The sequence below is a fragment of the Pseudomonas sp. PDM01 genome (assembly GCF_014852325.1).
In the GTDB taxonomy this organism is placed as follows: Bacteria; Pseudomonadota; Gammaproteobacteria; order Pseudomonadales; family Pseudomonadaceae; genus Aquipseudomonas; species Aquipseudomonas migulae.
Genome location: NZ_JACVBK010000007.1, coordinates 177,054 through 203,745 on the forward strand (window position 1 = coordinate 177,054; position 26,692 = coordinate 203,745).

Sequence of the window (26,692 nt, forward strand, 5' to 3'; positions counted from 1 at the left end):
GGGCTCTGTGTTACTCAGTCGTGCGCGAGATAATAAAAGTCTGGCGAGCAATGCGCCAGACGCGGTCAGCGGCTCGCGGCCAGGGTGATCGACACTGACTCGGCGAAACGCAGGGCGTGGGGCTTGTCGACTTCGACTTCGGCGTACAGCACCGACTCATTGGCCATGACCAGATCGAGAATTTCCTGGGTCAGGCGTTCGAGCAGGGCAAAGCGATTGCCTTCCACGTGAGCGATGATCGCTTTGGTGATGGTCCGGTAATTCAGCGCGTGATCGATGTCGTTGTCACGCACCGCTTCCTGGGCTGCATACAGGATCGTCAGGTTGATCAGCACGTCCTGCTTGTTGAGGATTTCATCCTCGTTGATCCCGATGAACGTCCGCAGGCACAGGTCCTTGACCCGGATGCGTGCCATTCCTGGTTGAAGTTGTGGCATTGCTACTTGCTCCGTCCAATCAATTGCAGGAACTCCTGACGGGTGTTGCTCGAATCGCGGAAGGCGCCGAGCATCACCGAGGTGTTCATGGTCGAATTCTGTTTCTCGACGCCGCGCATCATCATGCACATGTGCTGTGCCTCGATGACCACCGCGACACCGGCGGCACCGGTCACTTGTTGCACCGCGTCGGCGATCTGCCGGGTGAGGTTTTCCTGGATCTGCAGGCGACGGGCAAACATGTCCACCAGCCGTGCAATCTTCGACAGGCCCAGCACTTTACCCGTTGGAATATAAGCCACATGCGCCTTGCCGATGAAGGGCAGCAGGTGATGTTCACAGAGTGAGTACAACTCGATGTTGTCGACAATGATCATTTCATCGTTGTCAGAGGCGAACAACGCGCCGTTGACGATTTCTTCGACACATTGCTCATAACCATGACACAGGTACTGCATGGCTTTGGCTGCGCGCGCCGGCGTATCGAGCAGGCCTTCGCGGTCGGGATTTTCACCGAGGCCGATGAGGATCTCGCGGTAGTTCTGGGACAGGGCGTTCTGGGGCCGGGATAACGTCATGAAATATCCTCGCGGGGCAACTTACTTGAGGTGCCGCCCGCCGTTGACGGTCAGGGTCGTGCCGGTGACATAAGGGTTGTCGAGCAAATAACGCAGGCTTTGGTAGATCACGTCGCTACCGGGTTCGATACCCAATGCGGATTTGGCCAGAGCCTTGGCGCGGTACGCCGCGTCGTCGTCAGGGTTGAACAGTAGCAGGGCAGGGGCGATGCCGTTGACCTTGATGTCAGGCGCGTACTTCGCCGCGAAGGACAGGGTCAGGCTGTCGAGCCCGGCTTTACTGGCGCAGTAGCCGATGTGCTTGCTGCTGCCCTTGCGCGTGACGTCATCGCTGATGTGCACGATGTCCGCCGGGGTCGAGCGTTGCAACAAGTCGGCACAGTGCAGGTTGATCAGGTAGGGCGCCAGCATGTGCACGCTGAACATGCGGGTAAACGCTGCGGCGTCGGTGTCCGGCGTTTCGGCCAGCCATTCGGATGCGTTGTGAATGATCGCCCGCAGGCAGTCGGTGTGGGTTTTCAGTTCGCTGATGAAGGCGAGAATCCCGCCCTCGCTGGAAAAGTCGGCGAGGATTGCCGTCGCCCCCAGATCGCGCAATGCCTGTACGCCTGGGCGTTCAGTGCGATAGCTGAAGATCAGCGCATGGCCGTCTTCGAGCAATCGCTGCGCGCAGTGCAGGCCGACACGCTGGCCGGCACCGGTGATGAGGATCGGGGCGGATGAAGAGGTCATGAACGGCTCGCGTCGCGGTAAGAGCAAAACTATACCAGCGACGAGCCGTGAGGTGGCTTTTGTAGGAGCGTGCGGCGCGGCGATCCGACTTGCCCGCGAAAGCGGTGTAACAGTCGACAAAATATGTTGAACGGTACATCGCTTTCGCGGGCAAGCCTCGCTCCTACAAGGGCTCAGTGATTTTGGGAGGACGGCTCGGCGGGCAACCGTCGTTGCGGTGTACTTTGCAGCCAACCTGCCAACAAACGGGTCGACAGTGGAATAAAGAAGTAGACCATCAACGGCGTCAGACACAGCGTGCTGATGAACACCCGAGGCAGCAGGCTCATTTCGCCGAGCAACGGCCCCAGTACGAAGTTGAACAACAACGACACCGGGAAGAACGCCAACCAGATTGCCACGGCCTGTTTCCAGCGAGGCGGACGTGCGCCGGCAGCACCGAACCAGCCTTCGATGCCGCTCACACGATGTTCCGTCTTATGTGCAAACAAGTCGCTGCCGCGCGCGAGCCAGGCGGTACGCGAGGCCGAATGCTCCCAGGCGTGCATGGTCTGCGCGTTGGCGAAGCGGAAAATGATCTGGAATTCGTCATCGTCGGGCGGCGGGGCGAGCACGCCTGAGCCGAGATAACCCTGGAAATCGGTGGCCAGTTGTTCGCCTTCGCGCAACCAGGTCATCAGGTCCTGATAACGCCCATCGGCGACGCGGCGCGCAACCATCAGCGTGACGGGGGAGGTAGACATTATGTATCTCCGTATGACAATCGCGTTACTCCGGATAGGAGTTTCGCCAGCCGCAGCGCCGGGGTGATGGGCTGCGTCTCGGAACAAGCAAGGATTAGTCCGGATTCTACAGGTTATGGCAGCGACAATCGTCGTTCATCAATGTATTGAATGGTGATGGGGCAAGAGAGGTAGAATGGGATCCAATTTATGCGCGGACGTTGATTGCCCTATGCCTGTCTTGACTGAAGATGTCGCTGGTTTGCCGCGTGCTCTTTCCATAGAAAAGGAAGAACTGTTTCCGATCCGTGAAGTATCACGGCTGACCGGCGTCAATCCGGTCACCTTGCGGGCGTGGGAGCGACGTTATGGTCTGATTCAGCCAATGCGCACCGAAAGCGGGCATCGCTTGTACGCAATGACCGATATCGAGCGGGTCCGCAGCATCCTGGGCTGGATCGAACGTGGCGTCGCCGTCAGCAAGGTCGGCAAGATACTGGCCAAGACTGCTCCGCTTCAAGCGTTGTCGCACATCATCCCCAACGAACTGGTGCAGGCTGACTACGCGCAGTGGCAGGAACAAGTCAAAGCGGCGGTGAGCGTGTTCGATGAGGTGCAACTGGAGCAGGTCTATGGGCAGATCTTTTCCAGTTACCCCCTGACCGTGGCGTTTCAGGACATTCTGATGCCACTCTGGAAGCAATTTCTGCAACGTCAGGAAGTGTTCGGCCAGGCCAGCGAGTGGCTATTCCTGGACGGTTTTTTGCGTTCCCGGGTGTTACAGCGGCTGCTGCTGGTGCGCGTCATGCAGCCACGGCGCGTGATTGTCTGTCCCCTGAACGATCAATGTCGCGAACTCGAACTGTTGGTCACGGCGTTGTTTTTGAGCAGTGTCGATTCGGCCATTCAATTGCTGGCGGTTGGTCAGCCCTTTGATGAACTGGCGCTGATCTGCGAAAGGGTCAAGCCCCAGGCGTTGGTGCTGTTTTCCAATCACGCGCCCACCAGCGATTTGCCGCGACGTTTGAATCGTCTGGCGATGAGCCTGGATTGCCAGTTGATGCTGGCCGGTGACGCGTCGGAACTGGTGCAGGAGAGCCTGGACGGATCGTCCATCGGCTGCCTGGGTAACGAAGGAGTGGTGATGCGTCAGCGCCTGAAACAGTTCCTGGCAGGCAACCTGGACACCTGAATCACAGATGCAGGGTCGGGTGGGTCAGTCGATGCTGCTGAAGGATGTACTGGCGAAGGCGCTCGGTTTCATCCTTGTCGCTCTGACTCAACTGATAGGCAAAGAAGCCGTTCTCGGTTTCTCTCTCGAAGGTGCCGCGCAACGCGATACGTTCATAGCCTGACGGGCTGAACCACAACGCGAAATGCTTGGGCGGTTTGGTCTTGTTGCGAACTTCCAGCAAAACCCCTTTGAACGACACTTCATGCACCCACATCGTGCCGGCATGGCCGGCGGCATTTTCCAGGGCGACCGGTTCTTCGAGGACCAGGCGCCATGGCCGGACCAGCGGTCCGTCTTCATAAATGCTGGGTACGCCGAGACGTAAATGCAGCGCGTGAAATTCGTCTTCCACCAGGTGCAGCGGGAAGGTCATTTGCTGATTTTCGAAGTTGGCCTGGATCGTGACTTGCTCATGAGCAGCAAGGCGCGTGAGCAAGTCACGGATTTGCGAACCACCATTTACAAGCAGACTCGACGTCGCATCCCGCACATTGAGTTGCGGGTTGTGTTGCATGGTCTGGATAAAATCCAGCTCATCCTGGGTCAGGAGTGCGTCGCGCTGCATGATGGGCTCGAAAGGAAAAGTAACAAAGTCATCGGTGATTGTAGTTAATGACAATCAATTCTCGGTTTTGTTTGCGCCGTTCGTCGGTTTGAGCGCGGCGAGCTCGGCCTGAAGCTCTGCCACTTGCGCTTCAAGCTGCGCTACCCGCTGCTGCGCCTTGACCTGCACGGTGACGTCCTTTTGCACGCCGACAAAATACGTCTGACCGTCACTCGGGTTTTTCACCGTAGAAAGCGACAGCTCATTCCAGAAGGGCGTGCCGTCCTTGCGGTAGTTGCGCAGGATTTCCCGGCAGGAGCCGCCACTGCTCAACGCATTGCGAATCAAGGGCAGCGCTTCCTGGTCGCGGTCACCTGATTGCAGAAAGCGGCAATCCTGGTAGAGGATTTCTTCGCTGGTGTAACCGGTCAACCGTTCGAACGCCGGGTTGACGTAAATCAGGATGTTGTCGTGTTCACCTTCTTTTTCGGCAATCACGATGCCGTCGTTGGACGCGTCAATCACCATTTGCAGCAGTTGTGCGTTGATCATCGGAGAATCCTTTCCAGATTGATTGAGCGCAGCATTCTAAAAGAACTCTAGCGGCCTTCAATGCTTAATGAGAGCTAATCGCAGCTTTTTTGCTGCGGCTGTTAATATCCCTCATCTTTTTACTCAGCTTCAGGATCAGATTGATGAAAGTCGCCATTTTTTCGGGCTCGGTGTACGGCACGGCTGAAGAAGTCGCTCGCCACGCTGCGAATATTTTGAAAACCGCGGGCTTCGAGACCTTTCACAACCCGCGCGCTAGCCTTGCCGATGTTCAGGCGTTTGGCCCGCAAGCCTTTCTGGCAGTGACTTCGACCACGGGCATGGGCGAACTGCCGGACAACCTGCAACCGTTGTATTTCGCCATTCGCGATCAATTGCCGGCCGCCTGGCGTGGTTTGCCGGGCGCGGTGATCGGCCTGGGCGATGCGAGCTACGGCGATACGTTCTGTGGCGGCGGTGAGCTGATGCGCGAGCTGTTCGGCGAACTGGGCATCCGCGAAGTGCTGCCGATGCTGCGCCTGGATGCCAGCGAAAGCGTCACCCCGGAAACCGATGCCGAACCCTGGCTGGCGGAACTCGTCACCGCTCTGCAGGGCTGACTGGCCATTCGCGCAGCAAGGCGAGCCAGGATTGTGCCGATTCGGGGCTGCGGAACCGGTTCGCGGACCCCTTGTTGGCGGCAGTACTTTGACATGGATCCAAGCTGTCTGGCGCAGTGACTCGCTAGGTCATCAAGCTGGCTGCCAATGCAACTACACGAACCCCGGGGGCTGACTAGACTGCTAAACGTGAGCAAAACAATAAGAACAGGAGTTCCTTGTCGTGAGCGTAGCCCCCGTCCAATCTCCCCACAGTGTCAAAGACCAGGTCAGTGCCGCCGAGTGGCAGACCCGCGTCGATCTGGCCGCCTGTTATCGTCTGGTCGCCCTGCATGGCTGGGATGATCTGATCTTCACGCACATCTCCGCCAAGGTGCCAGGCACTGAAGATTTCCTGATCAACCCGTTCGGGTTGATGTTCCACGAAATTACCGCTTCGAGCCTGGTCAAAGTCGATCAGGCCGGCAACAAGCTGATGGACAGCCCTTACGAGATCAACCCGGCGGGCTACACCATCCACAGCGCCGTGCACGAAGTGCGGCACGATGTCGTCTGTGTATTGCACACGCACACGGCGGCCGGCGTTGCGGTGTCGGCGCAGAAGCAAGGCGTTTTGCCGATCAGCCAACAGTCGCTGTTTGTTCTGTCGAGCCTGGCGTATCACGCCTATGAAGGCGTTGCGCTGAACCACGAAGAGAAGGCGCGGCTGCAGGCCGACCTCGGTGAAAACAATTTCCTGATGCTGCACAACCATGGGTTGCTGACCTGCGGCGGCACCATCGCCGACACGTTCCTGATGATGTTCACCTTTCAGCGCGCCTGCGAGATCCAGGTGCTGGCACAGAACGGTGGCGCGGAACTCATCGCCATCGAACCGCAGATTCTGGCGGGCGCCAAGGCGATGATCGCCGGCGTCACCAAAAGTGCACAAGGGATGGGCGGCGCACTGGCCTGGCCGGCGCTGCTGCGCAAACTCGATAAACAAGACGCGGGATATAAACTCTGATGCCTCTCGCCGAGATCCCCCTGTGTGTCTGGCGCAAGCGCAGCCAGACGTTCGACTTTCGTGATCAGACGGTGCGTTACTGGACGGCAGGGCAGGGTGAGCCGCTGTTGCTCATTCACGGCTTCCCGACCGCCAGTTGGGACTGGCACTACCTGTGGCAGCCGCTGGCCCAGCGTTATCGGGTGATTGCCTGCGACATGCTCGGTTTCGGCGATTCAGCCAAACCGGTGGATCATGAATACAGCCTGCTGGAGCAGGCCGATCTGCAACAGGCATTGCTGGAGCATTTGAACGTCGAGCAACCGGTGCACGTGCTCGCCCACGATTATGGTGACAGCGTGGCTCAGGAACTGTTGGCCCGGCATTACGAGGCGCGCATTCATCTCGCCAGTTGCGTGTTCCTCAATGGGGGGCTGTTTCCTGAAACCCATCGCCCGGTACTGATGCAAAAACTGTTGCTCAGCCCGGTGGGCTGGATGATCGGCCGCGCGTTTTCCCGTGATGCGCTGGTGAAGAGTTTCCGCCAGATTTTCGGACCGCAGAGCCGTCCGACCGAGAGTGAGATGGATGATTTCTGGAGCCTGATCGACAGCAATCACGGGCCACGGATCATGCACAAGCTGATTGCCTACATCCCCGAGCGCAGGGTTCAGCGCGAGCGTTGGGTGAGTGCCATGCAGCGCGGCGAAGTGCCGTTGCGGGTGATCGATGGCGAGGTCGATCCGATCTCCGGCGGGCATATGGTCGAACGCTATCGGGAGCTGATCCCGAACCCGGACACTGTCCTGCTGCCCGGCATCGGCCATTACCCGCAAACCGAAGCACCGGCTCAGGTGCTCAAGCATTATCTGGCGTTTCGCGACCGGCTGATTTCAACGCCGCTGAAAGTGGCCTGTTCGTAAACATCGCAGCAACCTTGTAGCCGGCTTGCCGGCGATGGCGTCCTCGAGGCTTGTGGTGTCTGTAAGATTGCCATCGCCAGCAAGCCGGCTCCTACAGGTTTTGTGGTGTTTGGTGAGGTGGTGTTCATCCCAATTCTTGCCGGCGAATGCGTTCTTGAGGGTTGTGGTGTCTGTCGGATTGCCATCGCCAGCAAGCCGGCTCCTACAGGGTTTTTGTGGTGTTTGATGAGTTTGGGGCACCCCGGTCCTGTAGGAGCCGGCTTGCTGGCGATGGGCCGTGACTCGGTCCACGCGCTCATCATCCCCCCGCCTTATCGAGCACCATTCAGCCTACCCCGTGTTCATTGTGACCGGCAGCGCCTTGCCTGAGACTCGGACTTATTGTCCCTCGGCCTGCTGGAGTCCCCCCTAATGAATGAGCCTGTGCGCTTCGAAGATAAAGTCGTGATCATCACCGGAGCCGGTGGTGGCCTGGGCCGCGCTCATGCGCTGTTGTTCGCGAAACAGGGCGCCAGGGTGCTGGTCAACGATCTCGGTGGCTCGGCGCAAGGTGAAGGTGCAAACGCTTCGGCAGCAGACCGCGTAGTCGCGGAAATCCGTGAGGCCGGCGGCATTGCCGAGGCCAACCATGACTCCGTCACCGACGGCGACAAAATCGTCCAGAACGCCCTCGACGTTTTCGGCCGGGTCGACGTAGTGGTCAACAACGCCGGGATCCTGCGGGACAAGACTTTCCACAAAATGGACGATGCCGATTGGGACCTGGTCTATCGCGTCCACGTCGAAGGCGCCTACAAAGTCACCCGCGCCGCCTGGCCGCACATGCGCGAGCAAAATTATGGTCGCGTGATCTTCACCGCATCCACCTCGGGCATCTACGGCAACTTCGGCCAGTCCAACTACGGCATGGCCAAGCTCGGCCTCTACGGCCTGACCCGCACCCTGGCCATCGAAGGCCGCAAAAACAACATCCTGGTCAACGCCATCGCCCCAACCGGCGGCACCCGCATGACCGAAGGCCTGATCCCGCCGCAAGTGTTCGAACAACTCAAGCCGGAACTGGTCAGCCCGCTGGTGGTGTACCTCGCCAGCGAAAACTGCCAGGAAACCTCGGGGCTGTTTGAGGTCGGTGGCGGCTGGATGGGCAAGGTGCGTTGGGAGCGCAGCCTCGGCGCCGGGTTCGATCCACGGGTCGGGTTTTCACCGGAAGATGTGGCGGCGCACTGGCAGCAGATCTGCGACTTCGAAGGCGCAGCGCATCCAAAGGACAACATCGAGGCGCTGAAGGAAATGATGGGCAATTTGCAGAAGTATTCCCTCTGATTCCTTCGCCTCGCGCAGGGCTCGCCTGAGTTCTGCCTCCGCGCAAAACCATCGCCCATAAAAAAGGCCGCTGCAAACGCAGCGGCCAAAGTAAGACGTTGGATCAAGGAGCTACAAATCAACGTCAGTGAACATGGGGTGATGAGTCGAAACCTTCGACACATCTGAAATCTGTCGCCAATGGCGCGGACTGATCACACGCCATCGCGGTGTGCTGTCAGGCTGTTGCCGTGAAAGCCCGACAAGAATAAGCGCTTGAGTCCAAAGGAAAAATAGCGATTCCAGACATGCAGTATTGCAGCCTGGGCAACAGTCTTGCGCTCATGCATCCGGCTGATGAACCTCCATCCACTTCATCCATACCTCGCGCAACTCCCCGCGCCGCAAGGCCATTCATCCTTTAGAGCTACACAACGAATACCTCCTTGGTGCGCTTATCGCTCCCGACCTGCGGCAGTAGGGTGTGGCCTTCTGTCACTCACCGGGGAAGACGCATGACAAAAACAACAATGCGCGCCATCTTCACACCGCAGGCGCTGGCCGCTGCGGTTGCCTTGGGTTGCTGCGCCCAGGCGCAGGCCGTTTCATTCAACATTGGCGAAATCGAGGGGACATTCGACTCCTCACTGTCCGTCGGCGCGAGTTGGGGCATGCGCGATGCCGATAAATCGCTGGTGGGCATCGTCAACGGCGGGACCGGCCAGGCGTCGACCGGTGACGACGGGCGTCTGAACTTCAAGAAGGGCGAAACCTACTCCAAGATCTTCAAGGGCATTCACGACCTCGAACTGAAGTACGGCGACACCGGCGTGTTCGTCCGTGGCAAGTATTGGTACGACTTCGAACTGAAGGACGAAGACCGCGAGTTCAAGCCGATCAGCGATCACAATCGCAAGGAGGGTTCCAAGTCTGCCGGCGCGCAGATCCTCGATGCGTTCGTCTATCACAACTATTCCATCGCCGATCTGCCGGGCACCTTGCGCGCGGGTAAACAGGTGGTCAGTTGGGGCGAAAGTACCTTCATCGGCAACTCGATCAACAGCATCAACCCGGTCGACGTTTCAGCGTTCCGTCGTCCTGGCGCGGAAATCAAGGAAGGCCTGATTCCGGTGAACATGCTGTTCGCCTCTCAGGGCCTGACCGACAAACTTACCGTGGAAGGTTTCTATCAACTGGAGTGGGACCAGACCGTTCTCGACAACTGCGGCACCTTCTTCGGCGGGGACGTGGCGGCAGATGGCTGCAACACGGGATACACGGTCGCCAGCCCGGCGATTGCACCGTTGCAACCGATTGCTGCCGCATTCGGCCAAGGCTTCCAGGTCAGCAAGGAAGGGGTGATCGTGCCCCGTGGTGGCGACCGCGACGCCCGCGACTCCGGGCAATGGGGCACGGCGTTGCGCTGGTTGGGTGATGACACCGAGTACGGCCTGTACTTCATGAACTACCACAGCCGCACCCCGAATGTTGGCACCACCACTGCCGGGGCGGGGACGCTGGCACGGATTCCGGCCATCGTTTCTACCGCGAACGCCATCGCACCCGGCACCGGTTCGGCCTTGGCCCAGAGCGTGATGCTCGGTCGCGGCCAGTACTATCTCGAATACCCGGAAGACATCCGCCTCTACGGCGCGAGCTTCTCCACCACCTTGCCGACCGGCACCGCATGGACCGGCGAGATCAGCTATCGCCCCAACGCACCGGTGCAGGTCAACAGCACCGACCTGACACTGGCCTTGCTCAACCCGATTGCCGGCGGCGCTGCTTCGCCAATCGCCACCCGGCCAGGCGCGGATAACAAAGGCTATCGCCGCAAGGAAGTGACGCAGATCCAGAGCACCCTGACGCACTTCATCGATCAGGTCGCCGGCGCGGACCGTTTGACCCTGGTGGGTGAGGCGGCCGTTGTTCACGTCGGCGGGCTGGAAGACAAAAGCAAGCTGCGTTACGGCCGCGACTCGGTCTACGGACAGTACGGTTTCCGTGGTGATACCGACGGTTTCGTCACCTCGACATCCTGGGGCTACCGTGCCCGCGCGATCCTTGATTACAACAACGTCATCGCCGGAATCAATTTCAAACCCAACCTGTCGTGGTCCCATGACGTCGCCGGTTACGGCCCCAACGGGCTGTTCAACGAAGGCGCCAAGGCCATCAGCGTCGGCGTCGATGCGGACTATCGCAACACCTATACCGCGAGCTTGAGTTACACCGATTTCTTCGGCGGTGACTACAACACCCTGGAAGATCGCGACTTCCTGGCGCTGAGCTTTGGCGTGAACTTCTGATCTGGCTGAGAAGGATGATTTCAATGCGCAAAATGATTCTGCAATGCAGCGTTCTGGCCCTGAGCCTGTTGGCCGTCGATGTAATGGCCGCGGTGTCGCCGGAAGAAGCCAATAAACTCGGCACCAGCCTGACGCCGTTGGGCGCCGAGAAGGCGGGTAATGCCGATGGCTCGATTCCGGCCTGGACCGGCGGCATCCCGAAAAACGCCGGCGCGGTGGACAGCAAAGGGTTCCTTGCCGACCCGTTCGCCAATGAAAAGCCGCTGTTTACCATCACGGCGGCAACCGTCGACAAGTACAAGGACAAGCTCTCCGACGGCCAGATCGCGATGTTCAAACGCTACCCGGAGACCTACAAGATCCCGGTCTATCCGACCCACCGTACAGTGGCCTTGCCAGCGGACATCTACGAGTCGGCCAAGCGCAGCGCGCTGAATGTAACGCCGATCAACGACGGCAATGGCCTGGCCAATTTCACCGGCAATCGCTACTACGCGTTTCCGATTCCGAAGAACGGCGTTGAGGTGATCTGGAACCACGTCACCCGTTATCACGGCGGCAATTTGCGTCGCACCATCACCCAGGCCACGCCGCAGTCCAATGGCGATTTCACGGTGATCCGCTTCAAGGATGAAGTCGCCGTGCCTTCGCTGCTGGGGGACTTGAAACCCGGCAGCGACGACAACGTGCTCAGCTACTTCAAGCAGGAAGTCACGGCGCCGGCGCGGTTGGCCGGCAACGTGTTGCTGGTTCACGAGACCCTCGACCAGGTCAAGGAACCGCGCAAGGCCTGGATCTACAACGCCGGTCAGCGTCGCGTGCGGCGTGCGCCGCAGGTGGCCTATGACGGCGTCGGCACCTCGTCCGACGGGTTGCGCACCACCGACAACTTCGACATGTTTTCCGGCGCACCGGATCGCTATGACTGGAAGCTGATCGGCAAGAAGGAAATGTACATCCCTTACAACAGCTACAAGCTCGACTCGCCCAACCTCAAGTACACCGATGTGATCAAGGCCGGGCATATCAATCAGGACCTCACACGCTACGAGCTGCACCGGGTCTGGGAGGTTGTCGCCACGGTCAAGCCCAACGAACGGCACGTGTACGCCAAGCGTCACATGTACATCGACGAAGACAGCTGGCAGGTGGCACTGGCCGATCACTATGACGGTCGCGGTCAGCTGTGGCGTGTGGCCGAAGGTCATGCCCAGTTCTACTACGATCACCAGGTTCCGGCCTACACCGTTGAAGCGCTGTACGACTTGATCGCCGGTCGCTACATCGCACTGGGGATGAAGAACGAGGAGAAGCGCAGCTTCGAATTCGGCATCGATGCCAAAGCAGGTGACTACACGCCAGCAGCGCTGCGGAGTACAGGGGTGAGGTAATCATTCCTACAGGCTCTACAGAAAAAGGTGACTTCGCGGTCACCTTTTTTATAGGTGTCGATAAGTGTGTTGAATACTTCTTCAACAAGCCGTGTAGAGAGGGCTAGGGTGGCGCCACAATTATAAAAAGGCGCACCACTATGACCGCCATGACCCCGTGTCTGGACCGTCCTGGACTTCTGCCCCGTTTGTCTTCCCATCACCAGTCTCGCGAGCGGCTGATCGAGCCGTTACTGGCCTCGACCGCACGCGTGAAATTGCTCTGTGCGCCGGCGGGCAGTGGCAAGAGTGCGCTGCTGATCGAATGCCTGTTGCAGGCGCCCGAGCAGTGCCGGGTCTGTTGGTTGCCGTTGGCGGGGGCGCCGATGGAGGCTGCCGATTTTCGGCAGCGGCTGGCCCACGCGTTGGGATTGGCCGCGGCGGACGAATCCGCATTGCTGTCATCGCTGGCTCAATGGCAGACGCCGACCTGGCTGTGCCTCGATGACTATTGCCGCACGCCCAACCCGGAGCTGGACCTGCTGCTCGACCGGTTGCTGGCTATCAGCAGTCCGATGATTACCTGGTGGCTCAGTGGTCGCCGCCGCCCGCAATGCAATTGGCCACGCTTGTTGCTCGCCGATGAGCTGTACGACTGCGAGCGCGCCACGCTGGCCTTCACTCAAACGGAAATTGCCCGACTGCTGCATCACCTGGAGCCGGAGCAGGCGGCGAAACGTGCCGGCAGGATCATCGAACTCAGCGGTGGCTGGTGCGCGGGTGTGCGGATAGCGCTGCTGCAAAAATGCGACTGGTCGCGCAGCGAGTCGCTGCACGGTCGGCCGGACACCCTGCACGATTACCTCGAACACGAATTGTTCGGCATGCTGACCCCGGAGCTGGCAGAAGCCTGGCGGGTGCTGGCCCATTTGCAGCGATTCAATGCGCGGTTGTGCGACCACCTGTTCGGTGCAGGCGAGGGCGCCCAATGCCTGAGCACGTTGCAGGCGTTGGGCTGCTTCATCGAGCCCTGGCAGGACTCGACCGACTGGCTGCAGATTTTCACCCCCCTCACGCAATTGATGCGCGAAGAGCAGTGGCCGGCGGGACGTTCCTGGCATCGCCGCGCTTGTCAGTGGTTCGCCGCCGAACTGGACTGGAAAGCTGCGTTTGAACAAGCCTTGTTGGCCGAAGAGTTCGAGGTCGCGGTCAGCCTGTTGCAGCATTTCAGTTTCGAGCACCTGTTCGAAGAGCAGACCGTGGTGCTGTTGTTGCGTCTGCATGAACACAAAGGCGACGAGCTGATGCTTGGCTCGCCGCAACTGGTGGGGTTGATCACCGCGGCGTTGCTGTTTGCCGGGCGGTTCGAGCAGGCGGGTGAGTGCATCGGGCATTTGTCACGCTTCGCCCCTCAGCCGTCGGCGTTGCATCAACGGCAGCTGATGGCGCGTTGGCAGGCGATGCAGGGTTGGCTGTTGCATTTGCAGGGGCGCATGGAGCCTTCGCGCGCGCATTTGCTTGAGGCACTCGACGAACTCGATCCCTCGCTCTGGACGGCTCGGCTGATGTGCCTGTCAGCGCTGACCCAGCAAGCCTTGCTCAGGGGCGAGCTCGACGTGGCGCAGGCGACCAACCGTGAGGCGTTGTGCCTGGCGCGTGCGCAAGGTTCGCTGGTGTTCGAGGGGCTGCTGGAACTCGATCATGCGCAATTGCTCGAGCAGCGTGGTGCGTCCGGCCGGGCCGAAACCCTGCTGGCCAACATGCATGGCTTGCTCGTCCAGCAGCAACCGCTGGCCCAACCGCTGCTGGGGCGGATTGCCTTGCAGCGCGGACGCTTGAGCCTGTGTCAGGGACGAGAGACGCAGGCGGCTGCGTACTTCGAGAGCGGCCTGCAAATCTGCCTGCGTAGCCAGGACAAACGCGTGCTTTACGGTTTCCTCGGCCTCGCGCAATTGGCCGCCAATCGCCAGGACTACGCCCAGGCTTTTGTCCTGCTGCGTGACGCCGAACGATTGATGCAACAGCGGCGGATTCCAGACACGGTCTACCGCAGTGTTCTGCTGCAATACAGCTGCCATTTCTGGCTACAGCAGGGCCGTCCGGATTTGGCCCATGAAGCCCTGACCCGGGTGCTACGCCACTATCACGGCGTCCATGCTCGTCAGGCGCCACCGGCGACGCTGGAGCTGATTCCCGGCCTTGAATACCTGCTGGTGCTGACCGAAGTGTATCGAGGGCAGGCGCCAAACCCTCTGGTGCAGCTCGAGGCTCAGTTGCACTGGGCGCGCCAACGGGGAATGGCGGGGCTGCAAGCGCAATTGCACCTGGCGCTGGCAGAAGTGGCCTGGCTGACGGGCGACACGCCTGCCGCTCGCGAGGCGATGCAGGAAGGTTTGGCACTGGTCGAGCGCTGCAATCTTCAACAGGCCCTGCGCGATCTGCAATTGCGCCAGCCACGCTTGCCGGAGGCGATCGGGCGTACCGAGTCGGGTAACCCTGCTGAACCGCTGGCTTCGGTCCAGAACCGCTTGAGTCAGCGTGAAATAGAAGTGCTTGAGTTAGTCGCCCTGGGTAACTCCAATCAACAGATAGCTGATCAGTTGTTCATATCGTTACATACCGTTAAAACCCACGCGCGGCGGATCAATGGAAAGTTGGGTGTAGAGCGGAGGACTCAGGCTGTGGCCAAAGCCAAAGTTCTGGGGATTGTTGTTTGAAGTGTTCGGTGTGTTTACGTCTACATACAAGTTTTGGGGTGTACTAAATTAGTTGGGTTGTTTATAAAGTGGGCGTCGGCCCGTCAATCAGTGTTTATATTTTTTGAATGTGTTTTGGCCGACTTCCATTATTAGTAAGGATGCTATTTGTGAGTAATAATTTGCTGGAAGAAGTAAGTAAAAAGTTGACTGGTGCGTTCGGTGTTTTAGGGTATACCATTAATGTTGATGAAACTTACCTGAACTCGGTAGTGATCAACGACGAGGGAAAGCAGGTGGTTGATTACTCCGAGAGTTTGAGCTGGGCTATCATGGAACAAGTGCAGGCGGATGAGTTGCCCAGGTTCAATACTGAATACGCGGGTATTTTTTCAAAGCGATGGACTTTTGATAAAGCTGATCGCGTTGCCTATTTGGACAGCATTGATCTTAATACTGCAGGTCGTATTGTGGTTGAGTCCTACCGAGAAGCAATTAAGCGCAACAGTAGCCTGCCAGCTTAATTAACCAGTGACAACGGATGGCTCATATCCCATTCGCCAACTAACGGCCCGCGTCGCAGCCAGCAATCGCTGCGCCGCCGGGCCGTTTTCGTCGGCGTGAAACAGTGACGCCGGGCCAACGATGGTCATGACGGCCACCACATTCCCCACCGCGTTGAACACCGGGGCCGACAACGCATCGACGCCGGGCATCAACAATCCATGCACATGGTGCAGGCCGCGCTCGCGGATCTGTTCACACAAGGTCACATAAGCCTGATCGTCCGCCAGCGTATGGGAACTGTTTGCCAGCACTTCCTGCTCGCGCAAATCCACCGTTTCACGCTTGGGCAGATAAGCGCCAAACACCAATCCCGTGGATGAACTGAGCAACGGCAACACAGAGCCCAATTGCGTCACCACGGTCACCGCGCGCACCGCCGGTTCGATATGCACCACGGTTGCGCCCTGATTGCCCCACACCGCCAAAAAACACGTTTCATTCAATTCATCGCGCAGTTCGGCCAAGGGCAGGGCGGCGACTTTCAGCACGTCCATACTGTTAAGTGCGGCCAACCCCACGCGCAGCGCTTCGCGGCCCAGGCCGTAATGGTTGGTGGCGGTGTTCTGTTCGGCAAAACCGCTGGCGATCAACGCCTGTAGATAGCGGTGAACCTTGCTTGCCGGCATCTGCACATGCTCGGCCAGGCGCGACAGTGAAGTCGATGGCGACAACTCGGCCAGTGCCTTGAGGATGTCGGTGCCGACCTCGGCCGAGCGGACTTTCTGTTTGTCGTTGTTGCGCGGCGTTTCCATGGAGGCAGTCTGATCCCGGGACGAATGGGCGTCTTTATAGCTTGACGGTCAATACCAATCAAATTACGTTATGCGTAATTGAATTACGATAAAAATAACCCAGGCGTGCCGAGACCTCTGCAACAGAGCGACAGGCCATTGCCTACTCCCTGTTCAGGAGGCTCCATGAACCTCGATTCAACGGCGCCCGCGCTGGCTTATCAGTCCGGTTTCGGCAATGAGTTCAGCAGTGAAGCGTTGCCCGGCGCACTGCCCGTCGGCCAGAACTCCCCGCAAAAAGCCCCATACGGCCTCTACACTGAGCTGTTCTCCGGCACCGCGTTCACCATGGTTCGCGCCGAAGCGCGGCGGACCTGGATGTACCGCATTCAGCCCTCGGCCAATCACCCGGCATTCGTCAAACTGGATCGGCAACTGGCCGGCGGACCGTTGGGTGAAGTGACCCCCAATCGCCTGCGCTGGAACCCGTTGGACATCCCGACCGAGCCCACCGATTTCATTGACGGGCTGGTGAGCATGGTTGCCAATTCGGCGGCGGAAAAACCGGCCGGAATCAGCATTTACCATTACCGTGCCAACCGCTCCATGGAGCGCGTGTTCTTCAACGCGGATGGCGAACTGCTGCTGGTGCCGGAACTGGGCCGCCTGCGCATTGCCACCGAACTGGGCGTGCTGGAACTCGAACCGCTGGAAATTGCCGTGCTGCCACGCGGTCTGAAATTTCGCGTCGAACTGCTCGACCCGCAGGCGCGTGGCTATATTGCGGAAAACCACGGCGCGCCATTGCGCCTGCCGGACCTCGGACCGATTGGCAGCAACGGTCTGGCCAATCCACGGGACTTCCTGACCCCGGTCGCCCATTACGAAAACCTCAAGCAGCCGACCACCCTGGTGCAGAAATTCCTCGGCCAGTTGTGGGGCTGCGAGCTCGATCATTCGCCGCTGAACGTGGTCGCCTGGCACGGTAATAACGTGCCGTACAAATATGACCTGCGCCGTTTCAACACCATTGGTACGGTCAGCTTCGATCATCCGGATCCTTCGATTTTCACCGTCCTGACTTCGCCGACCAGCGTCCATGGCCTGGCCAATCTCGACTTCGTGATCTTCCCGCCACGCTGGATGGTCGCCGAAAAAACCTTCCGTCCACCGTGGTTCCACCGCAACCTGATGAACGAATTCATGGGCCTGATCAAGGGCGAGTACGACGCCAAGGCCGAAGGCTTCGTGCCCGGCGGTGCGTCGCTGCACAGTTGCATGAGCGCCCACGGCCCGGACGGGGAAACCTGTACCAAAGCGATCAACGCAGAACTCGCACCAGCGAAAATCGACAACACCATGGCCTTCATGTTCGAGACCAGTCAGGTGCTGCGCCCGAGTCGCTTCGCCCTCGACTGCCCACAACTGCAACCCCATTACGATGCCTGCTGGGCCACGCTGCCCGCTACTTTCGACCCGACCCGGAGATAACCCATGACTCAGACTTCCATCACTCGTAGCTGGGTTGCCTCCGCCAACGGCCATGTCGACTTCCCGTTGCAAAACCTGCCGCTGGGCGTGTTCAGCGTGAAGGGTTCTGCGCCGCGCAGTGGCGTGGCGATTGGCGAACACATCTTTGATCTGCAAGCGGCACTCGACGCCGGCCTGTTCGACGGTGCTGCAAAAGCGGCGGTCGAAGCCACCCGTGGCGGTCAGCTCAATGCGTTTTTCGAACTCGGCCGCGAGGCTCGTGTTGCCCTGCGTGAGCGCTTGATCGAACTGTTCAAGGAAGGCAGCACCCTGCACGGCAAGATCGAAGCCCAAGGTGCAAAACTGCTGCCGCTGGCGGCGAACTGCGAGATGCACCTGCCGGCGAAAATCAACGATTACACCGACTTCTACGTCGGCATCGAGCACGCGCAAAACGTCGGCAAACTGTTCCGTCCCGACAACCCGCTGCTGCCGAACTACAAGTACGTGCCGATCGGTTACCACGGCCGCGCATCGACCATTCGCCCGTCCGGCACCGACGTTCGCCGTCCGAAAGGCCAGACCCTGCCGGCCGGTCAGACCGAACCGACCTTCGGCCCGTGTGCACGGCTGGACTACGAACTGGAACTGGGCATCTGGATCGGCCAGGGCAACGACATGGGCGACTCGATTGCCATCGGCGACGCCGCCGATCACATCGCCGGTTTCTGCCTGCTCAACGACTGGTCGGCGCGGGATATCCAGGCGTGGGAATACCAGCCTCTGGGGCCGTTCCTGTCGAAGAGTTTCATTACCAGCATCTCGCCATGGGTGGTGACGGCCGAGGCGCTGGAACCGTTCCGTCGTGCGCAACCGGCGCGTCCGGAAGGCGATCCGCAGCCGCTGCCTTACCTGTTCGACAAACGTGACCAGGCCGCGGGTGCCTTCGACATCGAACTGGAAGTGCTGCTGCTGACCGAAGGCATGCGCGAGCAGAACCTGCCGGCCCATCGCCTGACCCTGAGCAACACCCGACACATGTACTGGACCGTGGCGCAAATGGTCGCGCACCACAGCGTCAACGGCTGCCAGTTGCAGGCCGGCGATCTGTTTGGTTCGGGCACTTTGTCGGGGCCGGAAAACGGTCAGTTCGGTAGCCTGCTGGAAATCACCGAGGGCGGTAAAAAGCCGATCGAACTGGCCTCCGGCGAAGTGCGTAAATTCCTTGAGGACGGCGACGAAATCATCCTGCGCGCCCGTTGCAGCCGCGACGGTTTTGCCTCCATCGGTTTCGGCGAATGCCGTGGCAAAGTGCTGCCGGCGCGTTAAGAGGAACGGGTCATGGAACTCTATACCTACTACCGTTCGACTTCGTCTTACCGGGTGCGTATCGCATTGGCGTTGAAGGGCCTGGATTACCGGGCGTTGCCGATCAACCTGATCGCGCCGCCGGGCGGTGAGCATCGCCAGCCACCGTACCTGGCGATCAATCCGCAAGGCCGGGTGCCGGCCTTGCGCACCGACGAAGGCGAGTTGCTGATCCAGTCACCGGCGATCATCGAGTACCTGGAGGAACGTTATCCACAGGTGCCGCTGCTGTCCAAAGACCTCGCCGCTCGCGCGCATGAGCGCGGTGTGGCGGCGGTGATTGGCTGCGACGTGCATCCGCTGCACAACGTCAGCGTGCTCAACAGGCTGCGGCAGTTGGGCCACGATGAACCGCAGGTGGTCGAGTGGATCGGGCACTGGATCAGCCAAGGGCTGGCGACGGTGGAACAGTTGATTGGTGATGAAGGTTATTGCTTCGGCGCTGAACCGGGGCTGGCGGATGTGTACCTGATTCCGCAGTTGTACGCGGCTGAACGTTTCAACATTTCGCTGGAGGCATACCCACGGATTCGTCGAGTGGCGACGCTGGCCGCGACGCATCCAGCGTTCATGAAAGCGCACCCGGCCAATCAGCCAGACACTCCTTGAAAACATCACACCGCCCCCTGTAGGAGCGAAGCTTGCTCGCGATGAACGATAACGCGGTGTTCCTGACTGACCGCGGCGTATCAATCGCCAGCAAGCCGGCTCCTACAGGTTCAAATACCGCACAATTCCCTGTAGGAGCGAAGCTTGCTCGCGAAGAACGATAACGCGGTGTTCCTGACTGACCGCGGCGTTTGAATCGCCAGCAAGCCAGCTCCTACAGGGTCAAATACCGCGCAGTTTTTTGTAGGAGCCGGCTTGCCGGCGATGAACGATAACGCGGTGTTCCTGATGGTCCGCGGCGTTTGAATCGCCAGCAAGCTGGCTCCTACAGGTTCAATTGCCGCACAGTTTTTTGTAGGAGCCGGCTTGCCGGCGATGAACGATAACGCGATGTTCCTGACTGACCGCTGCGTTTGAATCGCCAGCAAGCCGGCGCTTGCAGGTGTTCAGTGGACGATTGAGTTGGGGGGCAGGTGGCCGAGTCGTTCGGTCAGGCGGATCCGCTGGATAGGGTCGTCGCTGAGCAGCAGCGCATGCTCCAGATCGAAACGCTCGGCGTTCGGGCAGTCCAGCCGCTGGTAAAGGCTGGCCCGGGCCAGGTAATCGGAGGCGCTGGCGTTGCCCAGTTCCAGCACGCGTTCGGCGTCGATCAACGCGCCAATGTAGTCATCGTGGGAAAGGTGCAACTGGCGCAGGTTGCGTGATAACCGCTGGAGCATTTGCACCGGCTCGGCCGTCAGCAAATGTTCGGCGCTGAGTTTCATGTTCGGGCCGTACTGGCGTTGCAGCAGTTCCCGGCAATCGTTGGGGTACAACCGTCGACCGCCGCAAGGGTCCAGCAGGTGATCGGCCCCCGGAACCCGCAGCAGGAAATGCCCTGGGAAGTTGACCCCGACCAGGGGGATTTCCAGGCCTCTGGCCAGTTCCAGTGCAATCAGGCCCAGGGCCAATGGCTGGCCACGTCGGCGCTCCAGCACTTTGTCGAGCAAGGCCACTTGCGGTCGCAATGGCGTGAAATCGTCCTGGGCGTATCCCAGATCATTCAGGCGTCGCAACAGCGGCTGGGCCAGCTCGCTCACCGGCAACATCGGCAAGCCGTAACTGACGCGCTGTTGCAGGTCCTTGAAATTCGCCAGTACCGCCTGCGGATCCACCTCTTTATCGTGCTCGACGGCAATCCACAGCGCCGCTTCGAACAGCGCGGGCGGTGATCGTTGCAGGCAGTCGAAAAAGCGTTGGCGGGGCGTCATCAAAATCTCCGGGACATGCCTCGTTTTAGCCTCCCCTGCGGCATTCGTCCAGTGCCGCGCAGGTTATGTCCGAAAGCCTGAATGGCGGCGCCGCTTATTCCGGTGCGCTTCTGCAAATTTTGGGCGCAAGCCTATACTGGCGACTACAAGAAGTGATTCGGGAGCCCTTACGATGTTCGCTCTCATGCAAAGCACTCGCCTTGAATCGCTGCATCTGAGCGTCGACTCGGTCACCGGGTTGAAGGCGGTCATTGCTATTCATAACAGCCGTCTGGGGCCTGCCCTGGGCGGGTGTCGTTACCTTGCCTATCCAAGCGACGAGTCCGCGGTCGAGGATGCCATTCGTCTGGCTCAAGGCATGAGTTACAAGGCGGCACTGGCCGGCCTGGCTCAGGGTGGCGGCGTGGCGGTGATTGTTCGACCGGTCCATGTGGAAAACCGCGCCGCGTTGTTCGAAGCGTTCGGGCGCTGCATCAATCAGCTCGACGGGCGCTATATCACGGCCATCGACAGCGGTACCTCAGTGGCGGACATGGATTGCATCGCCCAACAGACCCAGCACGTCACCAGCACCACTTCGGCGGGCGATCCGGCGCCTCACGCGGCGATGGGCGTATTCACCGGCATTCGTGCCACCGCCATGGCCCGCCTGGGCAGCGACAACCTCGAAGGCCTGCGCGTGGCCATACAAGGCCTGGGTAATGTCGGTTATGCCTTGGCCGAGCAGTTACACGCTGCCGGTGCCGAACTGCTGGTCAGCGACATCGATCACGGCAAGGTGCAACTGGCGATGGAGCAACTCGGGGCTCACCCGATTGCCAACGAGGCGTTGCTCAGCACGCCTTGCGACATTCTCGCGCCGTGCGGCCTCGGCGGCGTGCTCAACAGCAACACCGTTACGCAACTGCGTTGCTCGGCGGTGGCCGGTTCGGCGAATAACCAACTGACTCATCTGGATGTCGCGGATCAACTGGAACGGCGAGGCATTCTTTATGCGCCGGATTATGTGATCAATGCCGGCGGGCTGATCTACGTGTCGCTCAAACACCGTGGCGAAGAGCTGACGACCATCACCGCGCACTTGTCGAAAATCAGCTCACGGCTGACCGAAGTGTTCGCCCATGCGCAGGCTGAGAAACGTTCCCCCGCCCGGGTGGCGGACGAGTTGGCGGAGAAAGTCTTGTACCGGTAAAGGCTCGCCGCGCCCTTCACTTCGCTGGCAAATTCTAAAGACCTGACTACGCTGCAAGCGGGATGGCGCAACGCCACCCGCCCGGTTGATGAGGGCCTGCCAGCGTCTGGGGCAATCATGACTGGCGCACTGCTTTTTCGTGATTTCAAGGAGCGAATCATGTCTTCCAGTTCTTCTCTCACCTGCAATTTCACGATCAACTCCAGCCTTGATATTGGCGTGTCGTTTGTCAGCGACGATAACGGCGCCAATTACGGCGGGCAGATCACTATTTTCACCCCCGGCACCGCAGGTCCGGTGAGCACCGGTTTATGGGACAACGACGGCAACGTCTTCTTCACCCTCTACCAGTCTGAAAACCCGGCCATCAACTGCGTGATCAATTCGGGATCGACGCCCGGTACCTGGGACCCCTACGTGGAGGTCGCCCAGCAAAATGGCCTGATCTGCACCATCACCGGCCCGGTGCAGCAACCCGGTGAAAACACGTTTGGTTATACCCTCAATGTCGCGCAGGGCACGGGCGTTGGTCAGGGCGCCGTTACGGGACAGGCAGCAGGATCGCCGGCGCCGCAACACGTTGCGCGAATGATGCTGCCTGCCGGCGGTAAAGAGGCGTGGACGCTGATCATGCAGGGCAATACACCGGTGCCCGACGAAATCAGTGTTGGCTCGCCGGTCGTCATGGCATGGGCGCGGTTTGACGACGGGACGCAGGTCGCCGGCGGTGTCTACAAATCGGCCACCCCGACAGACTACAACGTCAAGTTCATGTGGGTGCTGGACGCCGACGGTAATCAGTACCCCGGTTGGCCCATCGATGTCAGCGATCACGAGGACTTCCTCAACAATGGCTACCTGTTTTCACTGACGCCTGACAGTGAAGAGGTCTACCTGTTGAACGTCGTTGAACGGCCATGGGTGAAATCATGAGCACTTCTTACACCTTCTCCGTCAGCCTGTTCGACGCGAGCGCCAACCCGAACGGGTTGCAGGTTTGGCAGAGCGGCACGTTGACGTTCGACACCGATTCGGTGACAGGCGCATTGGCGCTACCGGATTTCTACCAGGATCCGATCCCGTACGAGGGAAGCACCGTATCGCCAGCAACGTTGGCGGGCACGATCATCGAGGCCTCGGGCAAAAGTGCCGAGGCACAGATCACCTTCACGGTGACCTATAACTTTGATGGTTTCCTTTACAACGGTAGCTATGTCGGCGGTTTGATCAGCGTGCTCGACTACGCTGCGCAAGAAACGTATCTCTACGTCATCCAGGGACTTTCTCCGCAGTCGCCATGGGGGGCGTCAGTACGTGGAAGCTCGACAGCTGCAGACGAGCGAACGCCGCGAACGGTTTGAGCCGCGTTTTTCGCAGGCATGAAAAAGGCCCTGAGTCATTCGACTCAGGGCCTGTTCAATTCGGCTGTTGCTTACTTCGGCGTTTTAGCGGCTTTGGCTGGCTTGGTCGGCTCAGCTGTTTCTGCCACTTCAACCTGTTCTGCGACTTCAACAGGCGCGCTCAGCAGCTCGGACAACGCATCCGGCTGGCTCTTGAACGCCTTGGCGAACACATCGCGATTCTTCGCCATGTAGATCCCGGCTTCTTCCACTTGCTGCTCGGTCAGGGACGGAACGGCTTTTTGCAACACTTCAGCCAGCAATTCGGCCAGTTCGAGCATTTTGTCATGACGGTCAGCTTCGGCTTTATCCATGAACAAGCGCTCCAGATCTCGGCTGCTGCGGTATACCACTTCGACGGCCATTCACCACCTCACATGCCTTCACGATAGTTGTCTGTTTCGACCACTGTGTTTTTATACAGCGAAAAGGATAAGCGAATCCCTGCGCTTTGGGTAGTGGCTTTTTAATGTAGACCGAAATCAGCGTTTGTCAGGTAGACCGCGTTGCTTCATTCGCGGGCAAGCCTCGCTCCTACAGGGCAATAACGCTAGGTAGGAGCGAGGCTTGCCCGCGAAGGCGCCCGTCCAGACAGCACAAAAGTGTCCACTGGCAGCCTATCGCCATCTCACCATCAACCTCTGGCCTTTTTTCTGCATGCAGAACAACCGTCACGTCCAACCGGCATCATCCGCTCGAACCGAGCTAAGGAAGAATCATCGTGAAAATCAACTGGGCCGAGAACCTGCGGCAGAACGTGCACCAACTGGCCGAATCCCTGGGCAATCTGTTCGTCGAGACCTTCCACTACCTGGCGTTGTTCGCCATCGGTGCGGTGACCGCGTGGGCGGCGGTGATGGAGTTTCTGGGGATGATCGAAGCGGGGCACATCAAGATCGATGACATCTTGCTGCTGTTCATCTACCTCGAACTGGGCGCGATGGTCGGGATTTACTTCAAGACCAATCACATGCCGGTGCGTTTCCTGATCTACGTGGCGATCACCGCGCTGACGCGGTTGTTGATCTCCAACGTCTCGCACCACAATCCGCCGGACCTGGGCATCATTTACCTGTGCGGCGGGATTCTGCTGCTGGCGTTTGCGATTCTGGTGGTGCGTTACGCCTCGTCGCAATTCCCTTCGGTGAAGATCGAACACCCGCAACGCAAGACCGGTGCGGGTTCCAGTGAGCATCCCGAAGTGGAGAAGGGCGAGATTTAAAACCGCATGGCGGGGCGCGGGTGGGCTTTGGTCGATGGCGGCGGCGGGGTGCGATTGTCGCTGTCGGTCATGGCTTCGAGGATGGTCATTGCGCTGTGACCCTGCTCGATGGCGATGCCGAATTGAATACTTTGCACCAGGCGTTTGAGGCGCTTGGGGTCATTGCGTTGTTCGGCGCTGATCATTCGCTTGGCCACGACGCGGCCGCTGTTGGAGAGGGTCAGCATGATGCTGCCGTCCAGCCCCTGAATGCTCAGGTTGATCTGGTAATCCGGTGCAAAGGCATCGGTAATGAGCTGAAAAGGGTTGTCCATGATGCGTCACCGCCTGATTGAACGTGCAGTTGTTGACCGGCCATGATCGGGTTGGTTCGCAACACCGGACCATTGGCCTGTCGCTCGCTGAGGTTTTCAAACATCCTTTTTGCCTCGTCAGGGATGTAGCAAGGGGCATGCCGGAAAGATTGTCGGACAATGTAGGAGCGAGCTTGCTCGCGATGTTCGTCAACGATAACGCGTGTTTACCGGGTAAACGTGGCGCTCTCGAGACCATCGCGAGCAGGCTCGCTCCTACAAGAACTTTGCCCGTTTCAGGGCATGAATGAGTAGATGATCGCAGACAGTGCAATCAGACCGATCAACACCACAAACACGTTCGACGCCTGGCCCGAATACTGGCGCAAAGCCGGCACGCGGCGGATGGCGTACATCGGCATCAGGAACAACAGGCACGCAATGATCGGCCCGCCGAGGGTTTCGATCATGCCAAGGATGCTCGGGTTGAAAGTGGCCACGGCCCAGCAGCTGAGGATCATGAACAGTGCAGTCATGCGGTTCAGCCAGCTCGCCGACATCACCCGGCCACGACCACGCAGGCTTTTCACGATCAGGCCCTGAAAGCCTTCGCTGGCGCCGATGTAGTGGCCTAGGAAGGATTTGGTGATCGCCACCAGCGCAATCAGCGGCGCTGCGTAGGCAATGACCGGGGTCTGGAAGTGGTTGGCCAGGTACGACAGGATCGAGATGTTCTGTGCCTTCGCCGCCGCCAGATCAGCCGGGGACAGGGCCAACACGCAGCTGAAACAGAAGAACATCACGGTCACCACCATCATCCCGTGGGCAATGGCGAGGATGCCGCTGCTCTTGCGCTCGGCTTGCTCGCCGTACCGCTGCTTCTGATCGACAGCAAAGGCGGAGATGATCGGCGAATGATTGAACGAAAACACCATCACCGGGATCGCCAGCCACAGCGTTTTGAAGAACAGTGGCATCGGCATGCCGTCACCGGCGGTGGCGAAGAACGCGCCGTTCCAGTTCGGAATCAGACTGATACCGAGCAGCAGCAACGCCGCGACGAACGGGTAAACCAGCACGCTCATGCATTTGACGATGACACCCTGGCCGCAGCGCACAATCGCCATCAAACCAAGGATCAGCCCCAGAGACAGCACCGCCCGAGGTGGCGGGGCGATGTGCAACTGGTGCTCCATGAAACTGCTGAGGGTGTTGGTCAGCGCCACGCTGTACACCAGCAGAATCGGGAAGATCGCGAAAAAATACAGCAGCGTGATCAGCTTGCCGGCACCGATGCCGAAGTGTTCTTCCACCACTTCAGTGATGTCCCCGGAGCGCCCCGACAGCACGAAGCGAGTCAGGCCGCGGTGAGCAAAGAAGGTCATCGGAAACGCCAGCACCGCCAGGATCAGCAGCGGCCAGAAGCCACCCACGCCGGCGTTGATCGGCAGGAACAGCGTGCCGGCGCCAATCGCCGTGCCGTAGAGGCCCAGCATCCAGGTGGTGTCGTGTTTGCTCCAGCCCTTGTGGGCTGTTTCTGTATTGCGTGTCAGGTCTACAGCAGGATTATCGGCAGCAGGTGTACGTACATCGGTCATCGTTATTGG

The 26,692-nt window shown here is 59.5% G+C and carries 26 protein-coding genes and 1 pseudogene; 16 read left to right on the forward strand and 11 right to left on the reverse strand.

Going from position 1 to position 26,692, the window contains the following annotated elements:
- Positions 1–65: 65 nt before the first annotated feature.
- From folX to IB246_RS19015, 4 genes are all read right to left on the reverse strand, one after another.
- Positions 66–437: a dihydroneopterin triphosphate 2'-epimerase gene (gene folX / locus IB246_RS19000; RefSeq protein ID WP_008026970.1), complete on the reverse strand. Its 372-nt coding sequence runs from the start codon at positions 435–437 to the stop codon at positions 66–68.
- Positions 438–439: 2 nt separating this feature from the next.
- Entirely contained in the window at positions 440–1,015 is a 576-nt protein-coding gene (gene folE / locus IB246_RS19005; protein WP_008037345.1) for a GTP cyclohydrolase I FolE, read from the reverse strand.
- A 21-nt stretch (positions 1,016–1,036) separates the two neighbouring features.
- Positions 1,037–1,747, reverse strand: a complete 711-nt coding sequence (gene folM, locus IB246_RS19010) for a dihydromonapterin reductase (protein WP_008037344.1) — start codon at positions 1,745–1,747, stop codon at positions 1,037–1,039.
- A 173-nt stretch (positions 1,748–1,920) separates the two neighbouring features.
- A complete protein-coding gene (locus tag IB246_RS19015) occupies positions 1,921–2,490 on the reverse strand; it encodes a hypothetical protein (protein ID WP_008037340.1) in 570 nt (189 codons plus the stop codon).
- Between the two features lie 211 nt (positions 2,491–2,701).
- Here IB246_RS19015 and IB246_RS19020 point away from each other — a divergent pair, with 211 nt between their 5' ends.
- Positions 2,702–3,661, forward strand: a complete 960-nt coding sequence (locus IB246_RS19020; RefSeq protein WP_177318162.1) for a MerR family transcriptional regulator — start codon at positions 2,702–2,704, stop codon at positions 3,659–3,661.
- A 1-nt stretch (position 3,662) separates the two neighbouring features.
- Here the strand turns inward: IB246_RS19020 and IB246_RS19025 are convergent, their stop codons facing one another.
- A complete protein-coding gene (locus IB246_RS19025) occupies positions 3,663–4,268 on the reverse strand; it encodes a hypothetical protein (protein ID WP_008037336.1) in 606 nt (201 codons plus the stop codon).
- 54 nt (positions 4,269–4,322) lie between these two features.
- On the reverse strand, positions 4,323–4,799 hold the full coding sequence (locus IB246_RS19030; RefSeq protein WP_008037334.1) for a PAS domain-containing protein: 477 nt from the start codon (positions 4,797–4,799) through the stop codon (positions 4,323–4,325).
- A 143-nt stretch (positions 4,800–4,942) separates the two neighbouring features.
- On the opposite strand from IB246_RS19030, the gene IB246_RS19035 reads away from it, so the two are divergent.
- The 8 genes from IB246_RS19035 (at position 4,943) to IB246_RS19070 (ending at position 15,507) form a co-directional block, all read left to right on the forward strand.
- Positions 4,943–5,398 carry a flavodoxin gene (locus IB246_RS19035; protein WP_008037332.1) on the forward strand — a complete coding sequence of 152 codons (456 nt, stop codon included), beginning with the start codon at positions 4,943–4,945 and terminating at the stop codon, positions 5,396–5,398.
- A 223-nt stretch (positions 5,399–5,621) separates the two neighbouring features.
- On the forward strand, positions 5,622–6,404 hold the full coding sequence (locus tag IB246_RS19040) for a class II aldolase/adducin family protein (RefSeq protein ID WP_008026984.1): 783 nt from the start codon (positions 5,622–5,624) through the stop codon (positions 6,402–6,404).
- Positions 6,404–7,306, forward strand: coding sequence for an alpha/beta fold hydrolase (locus tag IB246_RS19045; RefSeq protein ID WP_008037329.1), 903 nt, complete (start codon positions 6,404–6,406; stop codon positions 7,304–7,306). Before IB246_RS19040 ends, IB246_RS19045 begins: the two co-directional genes overlap by 1 nt.
- Before the next feature lie 411 nt (positions 7,307–7,717).
- On the forward strand, positions 7,718–8,629 hold the full coding sequence (locus tag IB246_RS19050) for an SDR family oxidoreductase (RefSeq protein ID WP_008037328.1): 912 nt from the start codon (positions 7,718–7,720) through the stop codon (positions 8,627–8,629).
- A 494-nt stretch (positions 8,630–9,123) separates the two neighbouring features.
- Positions 9,124–10,917, forward strand: a complete 1,794-nt coding sequence (locus IB246_RS19055) for a DUF1302 domain-containing protein (RefSeq protein ID WP_008037326.1) — start codon at positions 9,124–9,126, stop codon at positions 10,915–10,917.
- A 23-nt stretch (positions 10,918–10,940) separates the two neighbouring features.
- Complete coding sequence (locus tag IB246_RS19060) at positions 10,941–12,308, forward strand: DUF1329 domain-containing protein (RefSeq protein WP_008037325.1); 1,368 nt, start codon at positions 10,941–10,943, stop codon at positions 12,306–12,308.
- A 140-nt stretch (positions 12,309–12,448) separates the two neighbouring features.
- Positions 12,449–15,004 (forward strand): LuxR C-terminal-related transcriptional regulator, encoded by a 2,556-nt coding sequence (locus IB246_RS19065; protein WP_008037324.1) that lies wholly within the window; start codon positions 12,449–12,451, stop codon positions 15,002–15,004.
- A 140-nt stretch (positions 15,005–15,144) separates the two neighbouring features.
- The gene (locus IB246_RS19070; protein ID WP_050562976.1) at positions 15,145–15,507 is read left to right on the forward strand and encodes a hypothetical protein; all 363 of its coding nucleotides are present in this window, start codon (positions 15,145–15,147) and stop codon (positions 15,505–15,507) included.
- Here the strand turns inward: IB246_RS19070 and IB246_RS19075 are convergent, their stop codons facing one another.
- On the reverse strand, positions 15,508–16,302 hold the full coding sequence (locus IB246_RS19075; protein ID WP_008037322.1) for an IclR family transcriptional regulator: 795 nt from the start codon (positions 16,300–16,302) through the stop codon (positions 15,508–15,510).
- Between the two features lie 165 nt (positions 16,303–16,467).
- Here IB246_RS19075 and hmgA point away from each other — a divergent pair, with 165 nt between their 5' ends.
- From hmgA to maiA, 3 genes are read left to right on the forward strand one after another with little or no spacing between them, the layout of a single operon-like run.
- Positions 16,468–17,772 carry a homogentisate 1,2-dioxygenase gene (hmgA, locus tag IB246_RS19080; protein ID WP_008026999.1) on the forward strand — a complete coding sequence of 435 codons (1,305 nt, stop codon included), beginning with the start codon at positions 16,468–16,470 and terminating at the stop codon, positions 17,770–17,772.
- A 3-nt stretch (positions 17,773–17,775) separates the two neighbouring features.
- On the forward strand, positions 17,776–19,080 hold the full coding sequence (fahA, locus tag IB246_RS19085) for a fumarylacetoacetase (protein WP_008027000.1): 1,305 nt from the start codon (positions 17,776–17,778) through the stop codon (positions 19,078–19,080).
- A 12-nt stretch (positions 19,081–19,092) separates the two neighbouring features.
- Complete coding sequence (maiA, locus tag IB246_RS19090; protein ID WP_008037321.1) at positions 19,093–19,728, forward strand: maleylacetoacetate isomerase; 636 nt, start codon at positions 19,093–19,095, stop codon at positions 19,726–19,728.
- Positions 19,729–20,174: 446 nt separating this feature from the next.
- On the opposite strand, the gene IB246_RS19095 is transcribed toward maiA, so the two are convergent.
- Complete coding sequence (locus IB246_RS19095; RefSeq protein ID WP_008025317.1) at positions 20,175–20,978, reverse strand: SirB1 family protein; 804 nt, start codon at positions 20,976–20,978, stop codon at positions 20,175–20,177.
- Positions 20,979–21,150: 172 nt separating this feature from the next.
- Here IB246_RS19095 and IB246_RS19100 point away from each other — a divergent pair, with 172 nt between their 5' ends.
- The 3 genes from IB246_RS19100 (at position 21,151) to IB246_RS19110 (ending at position 23,531) form a co-directional block, all read left to right on the forward strand.
- Positions 21,151–22,170 carry a Glu/Leu/Phe/Val dehydrogenase family protein gene (locus IB246_RS19100; protein ID WP_008025318.1) on the forward strand — a complete coding sequence of 340 codons (1,020 nt, stop codon included), beginning with the start codon at positions 21,151–21,153 and terminating at the stop codon, positions 22,168–22,170.
- A gap of 159 nt (positions 22,171–22,329) precedes the next feature.
- A complete protein-coding gene (locus IB246_RS19105; protein ID WP_008041822.1) occupies positions 22,330–23,103 on the forward strand; it encodes a hypothetical protein in 774 nt (257 codons plus the stop codon).
- Positions 23,100–23,531 (forward strand): hypothetical protein, encoded by a 432-nt coding sequence (locus IB246_RS19110; RefSeq protein WP_008041821.1) that lies wholly within the window; start codon positions 23,100–23,102, stop codon positions 23,529–23,531. The genes IB246_RS19105 and IB246_RS19110 overlap by 4 nt, the downstream gene beginning before the upstream one ends.
- A 164-nt stretch (positions 23,532–23,695) precedes the next feature.
- On the opposite strand, the pseudogene IB246_RS19115 reads toward IB246_RS19110, so the two are convergent.
- Positions 23,696–23,935: pseudogene (locus IB246_RS19115) on the reverse strand (YebG family protein); the annotation flags it as partial.
- Positions 23,936–24,291: 356 nt separating this feature from the next.
- Between IB246_RS19115 and IB246_RS19120 the strand changes: the two are divergent.
- The gene (locus IB246_RS19120; protein ID WP_008025322.1) at positions 24,292–24,792 is read left to right on the forward strand and encodes a phosphate-starvation-inducible protein PsiE; all 501 of its coding nucleotides are present in this window, start codon (positions 24,292–24,294) and stop codon (positions 24,790–24,792) included.
- Here IB246_RS19120 and IB246_RS19125 read toward each other — a convergent pair.
- Both IB246_RS19125 and IB246_RS19130 read right to left on the reverse strand, forming a co-directional pair.
- A complete protein-coding gene (locus IB246_RS19125; RefSeq protein WP_008025323.1) occupies positions 24,789–25,106 on the reverse strand; it encodes a DUF3509 domain-containing protein in 318 nt (105 codons plus the stop codon). The genes IB246_RS19120 and IB246_RS19125 overlap by 4 nt on opposite strands.
- 275 nt (positions 25,107–25,381) lie before the next feature.
- The gene (locus IB246_RS19130) at positions 25,382–26,683 is read right to left on the reverse strand and encodes an HAAAP family serine/threonine permease (RefSeq protein ID WP_008041819.1); all 1,302 of its coding nucleotides are present in this window, start codon (positions 26,681–26,683) and stop codon (positions 25,382–25,384) included.
- Between the last annotated feature and the right edge of the window lie 9 nt (positions 26,684–26,692).

Coding starts and splice junctions, on each gene's coding strand:
- folX (WP_008026970.1), bottom strand. CDS start 437: ATGCCACAACTTCAACCAGGAATGGCACGCATCCGGGTCAAGGACCTG.
- folE (WP_008037345.1), bottom strand. CDS start 1,015: ATGACGTTATCCCGGCCCCAGAACGCCCTGTCCCAGAACTACCGCGAG.
- folM (WP_008037344.1), bottom strand. CDS start 1,747: ATGACCTCTTCATCCGCCCCGATCCTCATCACCGGTGCCGGCCAGCGT.
- IB246_RS19015 (WP_008037340.1), bottom strand. CDS start 2,490: ATGTCTACCTCCCCCGTCACGCTGATGGTTGCGCGCCGCGTCGCCGAT.
- IB246_RS19020 (WP_177318162.1), top strand. CDS start 2,702: ATGCCTGTCTTGACTGAAGATGTCGCTGGTTTGCCGCGTGCTCTTTCC.
- IB246_RS19025 (WP_008037336.1), bottom strand. CDS start 4,268: ATGCAGCGCGACGCACTCCTGACCCAGGATGAGCTGGATTTTATCCAG.
- IB246_RS19030 (WP_008037334.1), bottom strand. CDS start 4,799: ATGATCAACGCACAACTGCTGCAAATGGTGATTGACGCGTCCAACGAC.
- IB246_RS19035 (WP_008037332.1), top strand. CDS start 4,943: ATGAAAGTCGCCATTTTTTCGGGCTCGGTGTACGGCACGGCTGAAGAA.
- IB246_RS19045 (WP_008037329.1), top strand. CDS start 6,404: ATGCCTCTCGCCGAGATCCCCCTGTGTGTCTGGCGCAAGCGCAGCCAG.
- IB246_RS19050 (WP_008037328.1), top strand. CDS start 7,718: ATGAATGAGCCTGTGCGCTTCGAAGATAAAGTCGTGATCATCACCGGA.
- IB246_RS19055 (WP_008037326.1), top strand. CDS start 9,124: ATGACAAAAACAACAATGCGCGCCATCTTCACACCGCAGGCGCTGGCC.
- IB246_RS19060 (WP_008037325.1), top strand. CDS start 10,941: ATGCGCAAAATGATTCTGCAATGCAGCGTTCTGGCCCTGAGCCTGTTG.
- IB246_RS19065 (WP_008037324.1), top strand. CDS start 12,449: ATGACCGCCATGACCCCGTGTCTGGACCGTCCTGGACTTCTGCCCCGT.
- IB246_RS19070 (WP_050562976.1), top strand. CDS start 15,145: ATGCTATTTGTGAGTAATAATTTGCTGGAAGAAGTAAGTAAAAAGTTG.
- IB246_RS19075 (WP_008037322.1), bottom strand. CDS start 16,302: ATGGAAACGCCGCGCAACAACGACAAACAGAAAGTCCGCTCGGCCGAG.
- hmgA (WP_008026999.1), top strand. CDS start 16,468: ATGAACCTCGATTCAACGGCGCCCGCGCTGGCTTATCAGTCCGGTTTC.
- fahA (WP_008027000.1), top strand. CDS start 17,776: ATGACTCAGACTTCCATCACTCGTAGCTGGGTTGCCTCCGCCAACGGC.
- maiA (WP_008037321.1), top strand. CDS start 19,093: ATGGAACTCTATACCTACTACCGTTCGACTTCGTCTTACCGGGTGCGT.
- IB246_RS19095 (WP_008025317.1), bottom strand. CDS start 20,978: ATGACGCCCCGCCAACGCTTTTTCGACTGCCTGCAACGATCACCGCCC.
- IB246_RS19100 (WP_008025318.1), top strand. CDS start 21,151: ATGTTCGCTCTCATGCAAAGCACTCGCCTTGAATCGCTGCATCTGAGC.
- IB246_RS19105 (WP_008041822.1), top strand. CDS start 22,330: ATGTCTTCCAGTTCTTCTCTCACCTGCAATTTCACGATCAACTCCAGC.
- IB246_RS19110 (WP_008041821.1), top strand. CDS start 23,100: ATGAGCACTTCTTACACCTTCTCCGTCAGCCTGTTCGACGCGAGCGCC.
- IB246_RS19125 (WP_008025323.1), bottom strand. CDS start 25,106: ATGGACAACCCTTTTCAGCTCATTACCGATGCCTTTGCACCGGATTAC.
- IB246_RS19130 (WP_008041819.1), bottom strand. CDS start 26,683: ATGACCGATGTACGTACACCTGCTGCCGATAATCCTGCTGTAGACCTG.